The following is a 13,782-nucleotide window of genomic DNA, read 5'->3' as shown; positions in this document are numbered from 1 at the left end:
GAATTTTTATAGAAATATATTGACATCCGCACAACATATGATAACATATTCATATGAACGATAATTCATTTGATGCGGCGTGACGATCGTCGCTGAACACATTGAAGGCACGCTCGAGGGAGCGCCGATACTGTGTCCGCATCCAGAATCCATCTGTCTGATATCAAATCGCTATGAACGAAACGGAGGAAGCCATGCCGAACGCATACGACACAAAGAAAATATCTCATCTCATTCAGAATGTTTCCGAGGATGAGCTCAGCGATCTGGCAGAGCTTTTCAAGATTTTCGGGGATTCCACCCGGATCAAGATTCTGTTTGATCTCTTCCAGGGTGAGAAGAACGTCACAGAGATCTGTGATGACCTCGAGATGAACCAGTCCGCGGTTTCACATCAGCTGAAGATTCTGAAGGTGAGCAAGCTCATCACCTCCCGCCGGGATGGAAAGGCGGTGTACTACCGTCTGGCTGACGAGCATGTGAAGACGATCATCGCGATGGGTAAGGAGCATATCGAGGAGTAAAAACCGACGAAGAAAGGACCATTATGAAGAAGAAATTCAAGTGTGAGATCGATTGTGCAAACTGTGCAGCGAAGGTAGAGGATGCCATCAAGAAGCTCGATGGCGTGCAGGATGCGAAGGTAAACTTCATGCTTCAGAAGTTTACGCTCGAGGCCGCCGACGAGCAGTTCGACGCGATCCTCCAGCAGGCGATCGAGGTCGGAAAGAAGATCGAGCCGGATTTCGCCGTGGAGCTGTAATCAGAGGAATGATATGGAACCGAAATTAAAGAAGGAACTGCAGAAAATTCTCACCGCCCTCGCGATTTTCTTCGCCATGATGGTGGTGGATAAGACGGGCCTCTGCCCGCTGATCTTCGCGCACCGCCTCCCGAGCCTGTTCGCGTACCTGATTCCGTACCTCCTGTGCGGCTATGACGTGGTTCGCAAGGCGCTCCTCGGCATCCGGAACCGCCAGCCGATGGACGAGTCGCTCCTCATGTTCGTGGCGACGATCGGTGCCTTTGCGACCGGTGAGAATTCTGAGGCCGTCGCCGTCATGGCCTTCTACCTCGTCGGTGAGTGGTTCCAGAAGTACGCCCTCGGAAAGTCCCGCAAGAACATCGCGAGTCTCATGGACATCGTTCCGGAGGAGGCCAATGTTGAGCGCGCGGACGGGTCCATCGAGACGGTGGATCCTGACGACGTCGAGATCGGCGACATCCTCGTGATCAAGCCGGGCGAGAAGATCCCGGTCGACGCCGAGGTCCTGAGCGGTGAGTCCATGGTGAACACCGCAGCGCTCACCGGCGAGTCCGTTCCGCGGAGCGTTCATGCGGGCGAGGCGGTCATCTCCGGCTGCATCAACGGTGAGGGACTCCTCCGCGTCCGGGCGACCAAGGCCTTCGAGGATTCCACAGTCTCGAAGATCCTCGAGCTCGTCGAGAACGCTTCCGAGAAGAAGTCGAAGACCGAGAATTTCATCACTCGCTTCGCCCGCGTCTACACCCCGATCGTCGTGTACTCCGCGATCGCCCTCGCGATCATCCCGTCGATCCTCACCCGCGATCCGGCGACCTGGATCTACCGTGCATGTACCTTCCTCGTCGTGTCCTGCCCGTGCGCCCTCGTGATCTCCGTTCCGCTCGCCTTCTTCGGCGGCATCGGCGCGGCCAGCTCGAACGGCGTGCTCGTGAAGGGCTCGAACTACCTCGAGCTGCTCTCGCACCTCCATACCGTCGTGTCGGATAAGACCGGTACCCTGACCGAAGGCAACTTCCAGGTGTCCGAGGTCCTGCCGGCTCCTGGCGTCGAAAAGGCCGAGCTTCTCCGCATGGCCGCCCTCGCCGAAGGCATGAGCACCCATCCGATCGCGAAGTCGATCCGCGACGCGTACGTAGCGGAAGCGGCGGATACGGAAATCAACACCGCCCTTGTCACGGACACGGTCAATGTCTCTGGCCAGGGTCTCATCGCGACCCTCCCGGGTCGCCGCATCTTCGTCGGCAACGCGAAGCTCATGCAGGCCTACGGCATCGACTTCACCGAAGCGACGAACGCCGCCGCGACGGTATCGTATGTGGCCGTGGAAGAAGATCGCCAGTCGGCAGATGCCAGCGCTGTGGCTGCTGTAGCCGGGAACCTCACGGGAAGTGACGGTGCAGACGGCGGAAGCATTGGCACTGGAAAAGAGAAGGGAAGCATCCGCTACCTCGGCGCGATCCTGATCCGGGATCAGCTGAAGCCGGAGGCGAAGGACGCCATCGCGGAGATGAAGCGCGAGGGCGTGCAGAGCGTCGTGATGCTCACCGGTGATCGAAAGGCGGTCGGTGAGGCGGTCGGACAGGAACTCGGACTCGACTGCGTCTATACCGATCTGCTCCCGCAGGAGAAGGTCGAAAAGGTCGAAGCACTGCTCACGGAGCTCGATCATCACGGACGGCAGCAGGACAGGGCAGAACTCGCCTTCGTCGGTGACGGCATCAACGACGCGCCGGTGCTGGCCCGCGCGGACGTCGGTATCGCGATGGGCTCGATGGGTTCCGACGCCGCGATCGAAGCCGCCGACATCGTCATCATGGACGACGACCTCGCACGCATCCCGATCGTCATCCGCATCGCCCGTCGCACCGTCGCCATCTCGACCCAGAACATCGCCTTCGCCCTCTTCGTGAAGATCCTCATCCTCGTACTGACCGCCTTCGGCCTCACGAACATGTGGATCGCCGTCTTCGGAGACGTCGGCGTCGCCGTCCTCTGCATCCTGAACTCGATGCGACTCCTCACCATCAAACGGACGATATAAGAAAACAGAAGATCATACGAAAAAACAGCTGGAGACACATGGCGGTGTGCTCCGGCTGTTTTTTTACACTAGATTTAAGGCGGAGGCACTCGTAAAATATAATGCAACAGAAACACTTGAAGTGTGAATTGGAGATTCGTTATGGAGCAGGAAGAGTTAAGGTTTGGTGACATTGCCGGTATCTACTATGACTTCGTAGGGGAGAAGATGCCGAAGCAGATGGATCTTCTGGATACATGGTTTCCAGATCTGGTCATCGCGGTGGATGAATCGGATGGAAATACGAAGGTGCCTGCCGAGTATAAGGATCTGGAGTATAAGATCCATGCGGTGCGCTATAAGGGAAGACTGTATTCCGGAGAGAGTAAACGGGTCTCGCAGATTCTGGGCAGGCTGACCGGAACCGCTGCGGGAAATAAGGAGAAGGAGCGGAAAACAGCGGAGCTGATCCAGAAGCATGTCGTGGAACAGTTTATCGTCGATATGGAGCTGACGCCGCGCCTGAAGGATCATGTGGACGAGCTCTTTCAGCGTCTGACGTATGATCAGCTGGAGGAGCTGTATCAGTTTCTGCTGGAGCATCTCTATGAGCTCATACATTATCGGAAAAGCCTCGATGACTATCATCGAAAAACAGAACCATTCCCGTTTGACGATGAAGTGTTTGACAGCATCCTCTATAATGCGGCGTATCAGCTGAATCTGGAGTCCTATGAAGGGCTTCGCAATGCCTACCTGTGGCTTCTGACCGGAGGGCTTCTGCGGAATGAAACAGGACGGATATTAAGAATGTACGACAGCTCGTTCATCGCCATTTATCGGCAGCAGGGAGCTACAGAAGATATCGAGGATAAGCTGAATTATTTATTTTATCCGGAGAATTACCACTCCTTTTATGCGGGCGATGATCTCGATAAGCAGTTCCCCGGCATCGAGTGGTATTGCGACCAGTGCAGAGCACATCTGAATGAACAGGAAGGCTTCGACGATCATCTGCCGGAATGGACGTGCACACAGTGCGGATACATAAACCCGATCGGCATCGACCAGATCTATGAGACCGAAGAAGACTATCGACATGGCGTGCGCAAAGTAGATCACGTGGATTTCGCACATGCCATCGACGAGCGGCGGAAGGAAATCGAAGAAGAGAAAAATAAAAAATCATGATCCTGCCTTTGACAGGATAAGTGCCAAAAAAGTCCTGGGACTGGCTCTACGAGCCGGTTCCGGGACTTTTCTGTATTTTCGCGAAGTGCGTAATAATCTTCGATTTTTATCGCTTGCCCTTTTGCTCGTTCCTTGCGCCTCATTTTATCGTATGGATTTTTGGAAAAAACTTGGGCATATAAATGAGGTGTTCCCCGGGGTACTCTATGTACAGGAGGGGAACAGAATGGAAAACAGAGGAGAAACGTACGGGAAAGAAGAAAAGCTGTATACGGTTGGCGATGTCTGCGAACAGATGGGTATAACCAGAAAAACGCTCTTCTATTATGATCAGATCGGACTGCTGAAGCCGTCCGAAAGAGTTTCCTCGCAGCAGGTGAAGCTGTATGACAGCGAGAAAATCGCACGACTTCGATGCATTTTGCAGTATCGAGAGGCCGGGCTCCGCATTTCGGAAATTCGTGAGCTTCTCGACGATCAAAATGTACATCGTCTAAGTATTCTGCAGGCGGCGATGACGCGTCTTCAAAAAGAGCGGGATGGTGTGGAACAGGAAATCGTCAATCTGACAAAGCTGATTGAAGCAGAAAAACGTGCAACTTCATCATGACGTATGTCCTTGACCGTTCCGTGGGGAACGGTGTCATAGTAAAGCCGGATACTTACAGAAAAATCTGCGAGTACCCACAGGTTTATTTTTCTAGAGTTTCTGCGGGCAATGCAGGAAACGTAAGAACAGCAAAGAAGGGGGATCATGATGGCTTTTTGTAAACAGTGTGGAAGTGAACTTGAAAATGGTGTGAAATTCTGCCCGAAATGTGGCGCAGCGGTTGAAAGTAGTGTGGAGGTTAATACCACACCGCCGACCGTTTCTGAATTCCGGCAGCAGCCGGAGGTAAAAGCAAAATCAGCCGATGCAGGGCATGGGCTCGCCATCGGCAGCCTGGTGTGCGGCATCATCGGCATCGTCTTATGGTTTTTCGGATATACTTGCCTTATTTCCGTCGTTCTGGGCATCGTAGGACTGGTGCTGGCCGGAAATGCGAAGAAGGAAGGAAACACAGAGGGAATCCGGACCGCAGGTTTCATCGTATCCCTGATTGCGCTGATTATCGGCATCATCATTACGATTTATCTCTGCCTGGTCGTAGCCCTGGTAGGAACCGCCGTAAATGGCGTTTTCAGTATGCTTCAGTGAATTCAGATAGAACAATATGGCTGTTGACGGAAATCACTGAATCGTATACGGAATGAATTTGGGTATACAGAAACCTGCCTTTTTGAAACTCTATAATATAGAGCGAAGGGCATGGATTCTTTTACCATATCAGTTGTGGCGAGACGACGAAAAGTTTCGCCCAACCTCCTTTCAGGCGGAGTAGTAGCAAGATACTGCTCCGCTTTTTGTAATGGTAGTTTTTTTCCCTTTTTTTCTTCTGTTTCAGAGTTAAAATGAATATGACATGCAATGATGAATATCAGCACAAGATGGAGGAATAGAGATGTTTGGTGCATTCGGCATTTTCAGTATGATCGTTGTTATTATGTTGATGGTTCTTATGTTTAAGCTCACGCTGTTTACGTTCCGCGTCGTCGGCAAGGTGATCGGATGGGTCTGGGGGATCCTCGGATGGCTGATCGTCGGCATCCTGGCAGTGAGTGTATGCGGACTTGCAGTGGTTTTCCTGCCGATCATCCTGGTCGTCGGACTGTTTTCGATTTTCATGGCGATCGCAGGCTGAGGCTTTAAAATCGTTATCAGAATAAACAGGTTATACGCGGGGGAGTTTTCATGAATACGAAAAAATCTAAAATGATCAGTCTGTCTGGAATGTTTATATTAACGGCGGTTGCATTTCTGTTTGGTGGAGTGAGGACATATGCCGCAGATAAAAAAGTACCCATTGAAGGGCAGGTATTTACACTTGCTGGAAAAAACAAGGGTTTTGTGATCGATCAGCAGCAGGCTACGGAAGCGACAGATGATAACACGTATGGAAACTTCTTTATTTCGGGCGATTTGAAAGATACCGGGGAGGGAAATGGAATCCCATGTTTTGATGCCAGAATGTCTGCTGCGACAGATGATGAGGCAGAAGTATCCTTTGTCTACGCATACGATGATAAACTTCTGAATGCAGATGATGAGACCAGCTGGAAACTGGTGGAGGATGATTCGAAAAAGGTTGGAGACATTGATCTCGGAGGAAAAGCAAAGGCCGGTACAATCATCATTCAGAGTTCGTTTGATAAAGAGCACTGGATGGTAAATGAGGTCAAGACCAATATTTTCAAGGATACTCCGAAGAATCAGAGTGCGTTTCTGTATACAACGGTTCCAAATCAGCTTGTAAATGGTTGCTATTACAGGGTGACCGTTGCTTATCAGACCCGTAAGAAATCTGGTACAAAGCAGATTAAATCGTTCAAGATAAAGACAGAATATGATTATCGAGAGCATGTAGAAGTATACGAATTCTATATCATTGATAAAGCGAAAAATGCGCAGGCTGCAAAACCGAACGATACGCCAAAATACAATCTGGATTCTGAACCTGTAAATGCCGGAGTCGACAGTGAATACGCGAAAACCGATGCGGTGACCAGTGATGACGTCATAAAAGGATGTGAAATCGGTCAGTTCTATATCAATGGATTTTCTGGGAATGCTCATTTTTATAAAGGCGACGAGAGTGAAAAAGAAAATCCGATTTTTCTGAAAAATGTGGGCGATAAGGTAACACTGTGGTTTGATCTGAAACAGAAAGATATTGAGGCCCTTAACGGAAATACACATTATAAAGTTCATTCTGATGAGAAAGGCGCCGATAAGTATTTTCATATTACACCGCAAAACTTCAAGAGGGGCGCGCTGATCATTCGTTTTACCGATTATCAGAATAACGCAAGGACGAATGTTTACACTGATTATCTGGCATCAGCGGCGACAACAAACGCAGATACGAAGGTGCAGCTGTTTGAAGAGGGAGACTATGAAGTTGCGCTGGATTATGAGATCGAGGACAGTTCTCCACTGGCATGGAAGATTCCGAAGCCGGCAAACTACAGTGCATACCGGATTTTCTTTAAGTTTTCTATTCGAAATTCAAACTGCATGGTCTATCCGATGGATTTAAAGACGGGAAGTGAGCTGCGGGTTCCATATACAGAGAATGGATTTAAGCTGGATCTTGCCCGTTCGCGTTATCTTGATCTGAGTATCCGGAAAAAAGTCCTTTCTTCAAACGGCCTCGACCTGCGTGAAAGCCAGATATCAAGTGATCAGGCGGAGTTTTCCGATGAAGGATTATACGTTTTTACAGTTCGGAATAAGGTCACCGAGGATACGGTTTCTAAAGTGATTTATGTGGGAAGCGATAATCTCTTAAAGGCATATGCAAGATATGGGAAAGACAATGACAATGGGGAGTACACTATCGGTGAATTAATTCGAATGCGGGATGAGGGATACACGTTCCTTGATGATGGTCGCATTGAGGCACCGGAACCTGAGGTTCAGGAAGAACTTGATCAGGTGGAAGATGCCATCATCGCGAACAATGCAGAAAAGGAATCTTCGGATGGAAATGCCACAAATGTTGTGAATGAGTCCATGCCGGAAAAGGCTTCGATCTATGAAGGTGCATCAGACCATAAAGTGGATTCTGGCATGGGGAATTCTGAAGGATCTTCGGCGGCATCCACAAAAGCTGCGGATAAATCATCCACTGAAATTCGAGTGGAAACATCGGTGGCTTCGAATGTGGCTGACCATAAAGCAGAAGCAGAAACAGATAAGAATGCGAAGGAAGCAGTTCAGGCATCTCAGAAAGAGTCCCATACATCAAAAGCACCATTCATTATCCTGGTTATTATAGCAGCTGGCGTTGTCTGTCTGTTTTACTTTCAAAAGCAGAAGAAGGCGTAACGGTGGGCCAGTGCTCTGAGAAAAAGTCGAGAAGAAGAAAGAAGGAACCGCTATGAAAAGAATCATCTCGCTGATACTTATCTTTTCATTTATATTGACGGCATGTGCTTCGAATCAGGCGTCGGTGGAAACAGGCAGTGGCGCAGTGGTGACATCGATGGAATCCACATCAGCAGTTGCAACAGATACTGATGCAGATATTGAAACGAAGCCATCGGATGGCGTATTACCGGAAGAAGCATCCGTATCAGAAAGCAAGGAATCTGAAGACGGGCTCAAGGATGTTGCTGAAAAAGCAGAGGATTCCGAAAATGGAAATGCAGAATCGCAGGATGCGGAGCGTTTAAAGGAATACGCAGTCCGATATCAGCAGATCGAGGATCAGGAAATCGCAGATGAAAACCTTGATTTAAGTGATGAAAGACTGCAGCAGTATCTGAAAGATCGGATTTATCAGGAAGCCATCACCAGTTTTGACAGTGATCAATATATCATCGATAACATTGAAACCACATACTACTCCAGAGAATATATCGATAACCTTGCCTATAATTCGCTGGAAAATGTGTATTTCGGTTTCACGCAGGCGGAACTGGATCAGCAGTTTGCCGGGAAGAAATATGTTTTCACATTAGGAGAAAACGGTGAAACGACTGTACAGGAAGTTCAGTCTTACGAAGACCATACAACGGAAGAGGTTCTTAAAAACGTAGCAATCGGCTCCGGCGTGCTCTTAGTCAGCGTCACGGTGTCCACTGCTACCATGGGTGTTGCGCCAGCTGTAGGTATGATTTTTGCGGTGGGAGCCAAGACTGGAACGGCCATGGCTATTTCCGGAGGAACGATTGGCGGAATATCGGCAGGCGTTCTGAAGGGGTACCAGACGGGAAATTTCGAAGACGCGATGAAAGCAGCTGCAGTTGGTGCCAGCGATGGCTTCAAATGGGGCGCAATCACAGGCGCATTATCAGGTGGCGCATCTGAAACGTGGGGACTTTTCAAAGCTACTGAAGGTGGACTGACCATGAAAGAAGTTGCAATCCTCCAGAAAGAAACGAAATATCCACTTGATGTGATAAAGAATTTTCATAGTTTAGAAGAAGGCGATGCTCTAAGAGCGGCTTGTCCTAGAACAATGATGGTAGATGGGAAAACAGCACTTGTTCAGGATATTGATCTTAATTATGTTGATGACGTGACTGGAAAAACGAACCTCCAGCTTATGAGAGAGGGAAATGCTCCGATAGACCCGATAACGAAAAAACCTTTTGAACTGCACCATATTGGACAGCAAGTCGATTCGCCACTCGCTGTTCTTAATCGGGAACAGCATAGAGGGAAAGGGACATTTAAAAAACTGCATGAATTCTTGAATAAAGTTGGTTCTGAGAATCCATCAAGTCGTCCGGGATGGGATAAACAAAAGGAAGATTTCTGGATAGATATGGCGAAACAGTTAGGAGGAGTTGTATGAGTGAATTGACACAGGCGATGCAGGACCTGCCATCATTTTTTGCAAAAGGACCGGTTGAACTGACGGATATAAATAAAGCGGAAATGATGCTGGGCCTTACGTTTGCTGAGGAATATATTGATTATGTGAGAGAATATGGATTTATAACCTTTCGGGGACATGAACTGACGGGTGTTTGCGAAGCTAAGAGGCTAAGTGTTGTAGATGTCACTGAAGAAGAAAGAGAATACAATCCATTGATTCCGCATGATTTATATGTGATTGAACAGACGCATATAGATGGCATTGTTATCTGGCAGAATTGTTCTGGAAAGATTTACGAATCTATGGGTCAAGAACCTAAGGTGATTGCGAATTCACTAAAAGAGTACTTGAATTTGCAGTGAGTGCTTTTCATGGATTTCATAATCAGGCTGTTGGCACGGAAGTTGACTTGATTTAATAACAAAGGAACAAGTTCTATGAACACATATAATAATCACGAAATCGTTGAATCTATGGACGATATGCATCTGAATTCACTTGTGGCGATGTCTCAGCAGGATGGTGAACATGACCTTCAGAATCATATAGCGTTCAGCATTCCTGTTGCGGAGCTGTCAACATTGGGAGCGGGCATTTCATCGCTTGTGCCGGCATTTCATACGGTGACTGAGACAGTGTCTATCTCTGTAGATGGGCTTTATAAGATTGCCAATGCAGCACCGGGAGACACTCTGAAAATGGCTCGTAATGGCAACGCGTGGGGTGCGCTTAAAACCGCTGACGGTGGTTCGAAGATGCTGCAGCTCAAACAGGCGGGGGCTTTGTCGGCCAATACGCAGGCGGTGGCCGCTTTTAATCCGGCAACGATGATGATGGCCGCGGCGCTGTATTCGATTGAAAAAGACTTATCGGAAATCAGCGAAACGCAGAAGAAGATTCTGTCGTTTCTCGAGGCGGAAAATGAATCGCAGATTGAAGCGGATGTAGATTCTTTGACGAACATCGCATCTAATTACAAATATACCTGGGACAATGAGGTTTCCGTTGCGGGAAACCATAAGCTGGCGCTGGATATTCAGAACCGGGCCAGAAAAAATATCCGTCTGTATGCCAAACAGATAGCGGATACGATTTCGGCGAAACACATGATTGTGGCGCAGAAAGACATTGATCGGGCTCTGTCGGATCTGGAAAAGAAGTTTAAGTACTATAGGCTATCCTTGTTTACATTTTCGCTGGCATCCTTGATGGGAATTATGTTGAGCGGTAATTTCGAGGAAGGATATATCGATATGGTTAAGGAAGAAATCGAGACACTGTCTGATGCCTACCGTGAGCAGTTCGAAAAGGGTTCTCTGTATTTGGAGAGACTGGGCAATGCTGGCGCCGAGACAGCCATCGTAAAACGAATCGCTTCGACAGGCAAAACGTTTGGAAAGCTCATCGGAAGCATTCCAGTGGTGAAAGAAGGGCCTGTGGATGAATTCCTTCAGGAAAAAGGTGAGCTGCTGCAGAATAAAGCGAGCGAAAAAGAGATGAAGGCGATCAGCACATTTTCTGCGTTAAGCAATCCTGGAACCAGAGTGTTTGTAAACAAAATGGAGGATATGATTCAGATCTATAACCATACCTCCAGTATTTGCGTGGATAAGCAGAACATATATCTTATCGCGTGAATGTGCTTTCAAGCTGTGAGGAAAGGAGCTTCTTTACGGACGTACATGGAAACAAGTTTTAGCATAGCAATTTCAAAAAAGTAGCTTATCTTGAAATTGAAGAACGAATGAAATTTCAAGAAAACGGCTTTTTGTGAAATTTCAAGACGAAATTGTCGTAGAAATTTCAAGTTCAGCGTTTCTGACTCGAAATCTGTCTTATCTGTTTCTCGATTTTTATGGCGATCGCATCATGAGATGCGATCGTCTGTCTTTTCGAAGCGATAGTGCTGCTTGATGTCCGGGTACTTCTCATGATCCACTTCTTCCATGAACATGTCATATGGACGGGCGAAGAGGCCCATGTCGTCATAGAGGGCCTGGTAGATCATGAGTGCTTCGCGGGTTTCGGAGTGTGTGGCGACGCCGATGATACGATACAGATAGCGGGTTTTATTTTCAGGTTTCGTCAGGTCGAGCATCTCTCGTTTGAAGTGCCGGACGAGATCACCGGCGTGAAACGTTCTCAAATTCTCCATGGTTCTTATCCTCCATCTTCATCAAAATACGGCTTCCGCATAGCTTATAGTATGACAGCAGACCAGGCTGCTCAGATACAGAATGCGGCATAGAGCGGAACGATCTTCAGATTGTTCTCCATGCCGAAGTTTTTCGCAGAGAGCTTGATGGCATATGCGGGCTTGTAGCTGTCCATGTAAATCCGCAGGCTTTTCGCTCTGGTGTTGTCGGCAGATTTTACTTCGATCGGGATGAGCTGACCTTCACGTTGTATCACAAAATCGATTTCAGCTCCACGCTCGGATGTCCAGTAGTAGCTACGGTAGCCGTTGATGGTGAGCTGAACATGAACATAGTTTTCCGTCATACCGCCTTTAAAGTCGTTGATTTCATCCACCATATAGAGGATATCATCGGCGGCGACATCCTTTTTCGCGCAGAGAAGTCCAAGATCAGATACATAGATTTTGAATGCATCGATATCCCGGTAGTTGTCAAGCGGCTTTTTGATCTGCTCCACCCGGTAGACCTGCGACACGATGCCGGACAGGCAGAGCCATTCGATCGCGTTTTCAAATTCAGAAGCGCGTGCGCCTTTCTTCAGCAGCTTATACTGGAAGCGGGTATTCGTTTTTGAGAGCTGCACTGTGATATTGTCGTAGGCCAGCCTCGTTTTTTTGATTTCATTCAGGGTATTATACTTGCTCATATCATTCAGATAGCTGGCAAGGATGGTATCCTGTGTATGCCGGACCAGAATATAATTTTTCGTGTTCACGAACTGCATCACACACTCTGGCATGCCGCCGACGACCAGATACTGACGATAGAACTGCATGGCTGCTTCGTGTAATGCAGACGGCAGCGGGGTATCGGTCTGGAAGCTCTGCCGGATTCTCTCCACCAGTTCCTTTTCACCGAGCGCCAGCATGAATTCTTCCATATCCATCGGATAGAGCGTTTTCATATCGACCTTTCCGACAGGAAAAGAGAATTTCGAGCGGTTCACTGCGACTCCGAGCAGACTGCCGGCGACGATGATGTGATAATCCGGCGCGCTCTCGCAGAAATACTTGAGAGAGGTCAATGCTCTTTCACAGAGCTGCACCTCATCAAATACGATCAGCGTTTTTTCTTTTACGATGGTCTGATCAGCGATACGGGAGAGGATAGGAATCAGATAATCCGGGCTGATGTCTTCATCGAAGGTCTCGCTCAGCTTCGGGTTTGTCTCAAAGTTAAAGTAGGCCACATTCTCATAGTGTGTACGTCCGAACTCGAGAATAGAATAGGTTTTTCCGACCTGCCTCGCTCCCTGTAAAATCAGAGGTTTGCGATGGCTGCTTTCTTTCCAGGATTCTAGAAAGTCAAAGATTTTTCTATACATGATCGGTCCTCCTTCACAGTGATACATCCAGTATAACAGATGTTTGCGTTGAATAGTGTGAAAATGCTGAAAAAGTTCGTGTAAAATTACGCGAAAAAACAGCGAATAATTACACAAAACGACATGAATGTAAAATAGCTGGTATTTTAAGCCAGGGTTTATATAATGTTGCAAAAAATCTGCTGGATTTACAAATTCTTTCTTATAGCCAATAAAAATGATAGTAATAACGTAGTGTTTGCTGATTATCATGAAAAACTATCGGCCACAGCAAAGTTTTTCCGCCTGTGGAGTAAAAACTATCGGTCACAGCAAAGTTTTTTCGGTTGAAAAGTAAAAACTATCGACCGCAGCAAAGCTTTTTTGCTGCACTGATATTACCTGCGCCTATAGCAGGTGAGAGCTTTTCCGTAATAGAATCCACCCTGCGTCCATGATAGTCTAGTAAGAGGTGCCTCCGGCACCTGCGGACAGGACATCGCATCATGATGCCGCTCGTCCAGAAAGCAAAGGAGGCCATCGATGATCCAGCTTAGTACGACGCAGATTTTTCTTATGATCTTCATCCCGGGGCTCATCACGCAGCTCCTCCGGGCACTGCCGTTTGTGATGTTCGGACGCCGCGCGATTTCGCCGACGATTCGTACACTTGGCGCGACCCTGCCCTTCGCCATCATGGCGGTGCTGGTTGTGTACTTGTTGTTGACTGCCTAGATTGACTTCGGGCTGATCTGCTTGCGTGTCACGAGATTGATCTGTATACTGTCATGAGATTAAAAAGAAAGAAGGTCCGGGGTACCCTCTTTGCACGTCGTGTCCCCCGAACCTCTGGTATCAAAACCATGTTCAGTGTATCA

The 13,782-nt window shown here is 48.2% G+C and carries 14 protein-coding genes; 12 read left to right on the top strand and 2 right to left on the bottom strand.

Annotated elements, in window-relative coordinates; all coding sequences use genetic code 11:
• Positions 1–194 precede the first annotated feature (194 nt).
• The 11 genes from ACTNC3_RS05285 to ACTNC3_RS05235 all read left to right on the top strand — a co-directional run bounded on the left by ACTNC3_RS05285 (position 195) and on the right by ACTNC3_RS05235 (position 11,040).
• Positions 195–524, top strand: coding sequence for an ArsR/SmtB family transcription factor (locus ACTNC3_RS05285; protein ID WP_410043181.1), 330 nt, complete (start codon positions 195–197; stop codon positions 522–524).
• A 23-nt stretch (positions 525–547) separates the two neighbouring features.
• Positions 548–763 carry a cation transporter gene (locus ACTNC3_RS05280; protein ID WP_410043117.1) on the top strand — a complete coding sequence of 72 codons (216 nt, stop codon included), beginning with the start codon at positions 548–550 and terminating at the stop codon, positions 761–763.
• Positions 764–776: 13 nt separating this feature from the next.
• On the top strand, positions 777–2,807 hold the full coding sequence (locus tag ACTNC3_RS05275) for a heavy metal translocating P-type ATPase (protein ID WP_441226719.1): 2,031 nt from the start codon (positions 777–779) through the stop codon (positions 2,805–2,807).
• 141 nt (positions 2,808–2,948) lie between these two features.
• Entirely contained in the window at positions 2,949–3,977 is a 1,029-nt protein-coding gene (locus tag ACTNC3_RS05270; RefSeq protein WP_441226718.1) for a hypothetical protein, read from the top strand.
• A gap of 226 nt (positions 3,978–4,203) precedes the next feature.
• Complete coding sequence (locus ACTNC3_RS05265; protein WP_441226717.1) at positions 4,204–4,587, top strand: MerR family transcriptional regulator; 384 nt, start codon at positions 4,204–4,206, stop codon at positions 4,585–4,587.
• Between the two features lie 144 nt (positions 4,588–4,731).
• The gene (locus tag ACTNC3_RS05260) at positions 4,732–5,175 is read left to right on the top strand and encodes a zinc-ribbon domain-containing protein (RefSeq protein ID WP_441226716.1); all 444 of its coding nucleotides are present in this window, start codon (positions 4,732–4,734) and stop codon (positions 5,173–5,175) included.
• Positions 5,176–5,479: 304 nt separating this feature from the next.
• A complete protein-coding gene (locus ACTNC3_RS05255; RefSeq protein ID WP_441226715.1) occupies positions 5,480–5,719 on the top strand; it encodes a hypothetical protein in 240 nt (79 codons plus the stop codon).
• A gap of 50 nt (positions 5,720–5,769) precedes the next feature.
• Positions 5,770–7,905, top strand: coding sequence for a hypothetical protein (locus ACTNC3_RS05250; protein ID WP_441226714.1), 2,136 nt, complete (start codon positions 5,770–5,772; stop codon positions 7,903–7,905).
• A gap of 52 nt (positions 7,906–7,957) precedes the next feature.
• Positions 7,958–9,379, top strand: coding sequence for an HNH/ENDO VII family nuclease (locus ACTNC3_RS05245; RefSeq protein ID WP_441226713.1), 1,422 nt, complete (start codon positions 7,958–7,960; stop codon positions 9,377–9,379).
• The gene (locus tag ACTNC3_RS05240) at positions 9,376–9,765 is read left to right on the top strand and encodes an SMI1/KNR4 family protein (protein WP_441226712.1); all 390 of its coding nucleotides are present in this window, start codon (positions 9,376–9,378) and stop codon (positions 9,763–9,765) included. The genes ACTNC3_RS05245 and ACTNC3_RS05240 overlap by 4 nt, the downstream gene beginning before the upstream one ends.
• A gap of 75 nt (positions 9,766–9,840) precedes the next feature.
• Positions 9,841–11,040: a hypothetical protein gene (locus ACTNC3_RS05235; RefSeq protein WP_441226711.1), complete on the top strand. Its 1,200-nt coding sequence runs from the start codon at positions 9,841–9,843 to the stop codon at positions 11,038–11,040.
• Positions 11,041–11,270: 230 nt separating this feature from the next.
• On the opposite strand, the gene ACTNC3_RS05230 is transcribed toward ACTNC3_RS05235, so the two are convergent.
• A complete protein-coding gene (locus ACTNC3_RS05230) occupies positions 11,271–11,558 on the bottom strand; it encodes a DUF1653 domain-containing protein (RefSeq protein WP_441226710.1) in 288 nt (95 codons plus the stop codon).
• Positions 11,559–11,629: 71 nt separating this feature from the next.
• Complete coding sequence (locus ACTNC3_RS05225) at positions 11,630–12,925, bottom strand: ATP-binding protein (protein WP_441226709.1); 1,296 nt, start codon at positions 12,923–12,925, stop codon at positions 11,630–11,632.
• A 522-nt stretch (positions 12,926–13,447) separates the two neighbouring features.
• On the opposite strand from ACTNC3_RS05225, the gene ACTNC3_RS05220 reads away from it, so the two are divergent.
• Positions 13,448–13,639 (top strand): AzlD domain-containing protein, encoded by a 192-nt coding sequence (locus ACTNC3_RS05220; RefSeq protein ID WP_441226708.1) that lies wholly within the window; start codon positions 13,448–13,450, stop codon positions 13,637–13,639.
• Positions 13,640–13,782 lie beyond the last annotated feature (143 nt).

Origin of the sequence: Oribacterium sp. HCP3S3_B9, assembly GCF_052064255.1 — a bacterium.
Classification (GTDB): Bacteria; Bacillota; Clostridia; order Lachnospirales; family Lachnospiraceae; genus Oribacterium.
The sequence above is the reverse complement of the archived record's forward strand: the minus strand, read 5'-3'. Positions and strand labels throughout refer to the sequence as shown.

Excerpts from the sequence above, each read along its gene's own strand:
- ACTNC3_RS05225 (WP_441226709.1), bottom strand. The coding sequence starts at position 12,925 with ATGTATAGAAAAATCTTTGACTTTCTAGAATCCTGGAAAGAAAGCAGC.
- ACTNC3_RS05260 (WP_441226716.1), top strand. The coding sequence starts at position 4,732 with ATGATGGCTTTTTGTAAACAGTGTGGAAGTGAACTTGAAAATGGTGTG.
- ACTNC3_RS05250 (WP_441226714.1), top strand. The coding sequence starts at position 5,770 with ATGAATACGAAAAAATCTAAAATGATCAGTCTGTCTGGAATGTTTATA.
- ACTNC3_RS05240 (WP_441226712.1), top strand. The coding sequence starts at position 9,376 with ATGAGTGAATTGACACAGGCGATGCAGGACCTGCCATCATTTTTTGCA.
- ACTNC3_RS05285 (WP_410043181.1), top strand. The coding sequence starts at position 195 with ATGCCGAACGCATACGACACAAAGAAAATATCTCATCTCATTCAGAAT.
- ACTNC3_RS05275 (WP_441226719.1), top strand. The coding sequence starts at position 777 with ATGGAACCGAAATTAAAGAAGGAACTGCAGAAAATTCTCACCGCCCTC.
- ACTNC3_RS05255 (WP_441226715.1), top strand. The coding sequence starts at position 5,480 with ATGTTTGGTGCATTCGGCATTTTCAGTATGATCGTTGTTATTATGTTG.
- ACTNC3_RS05270 (WP_441226718.1), top strand. The coding sequence starts at position 2,949 with ATGGAGCAGGAAGAGTTAAGGTTTGGTGACATTGCCGGTATCTACTAT.
- ACTNC3_RS05220 (WP_441226708.1), top strand. The coding sequence starts at position 13,448 with ATGATCCAGCTTAGTACGACGCAGATTTTTCTTATGATCTTCATCCCG.
- ACTNC3_RS05230 (WP_441226710.1), bottom strand. The coding sequence starts at position 11,558 with ATGGAGAATTTGAGAACGTTTCACGCCGGTGATCTCGTCCGGCACTTC.
- ACTNC3_RS05265 (WP_441226717.1), top strand. The coding sequence starts at position 4,204 with ATGGAAAACAGAGGAGAAACGTACGGGAAAGAAGAAAAGCTGTATACG.
- ACTNC3_RS05235 (WP_441226711.1), top strand. The coding sequence starts at position 9,841 with ATGAACACATATAATAATCACGAAATCGTTGAATCTATGGACGATATG.
- ACTNC3_RS05245 (WP_441226713.1), top strand. The coding sequence starts at position 7,958 with ATGAAAAGAATCATCTCGCTGATACTTATCTTTTCATTTATATTGACG.
- ACTNC3_RS05280 (WP_410043117.1), top strand. The coding sequence starts at position 548 with ATGAAGAAGAAATTCAAGTGTGAGATCGATTGTGCAAACTGTGCAGCG.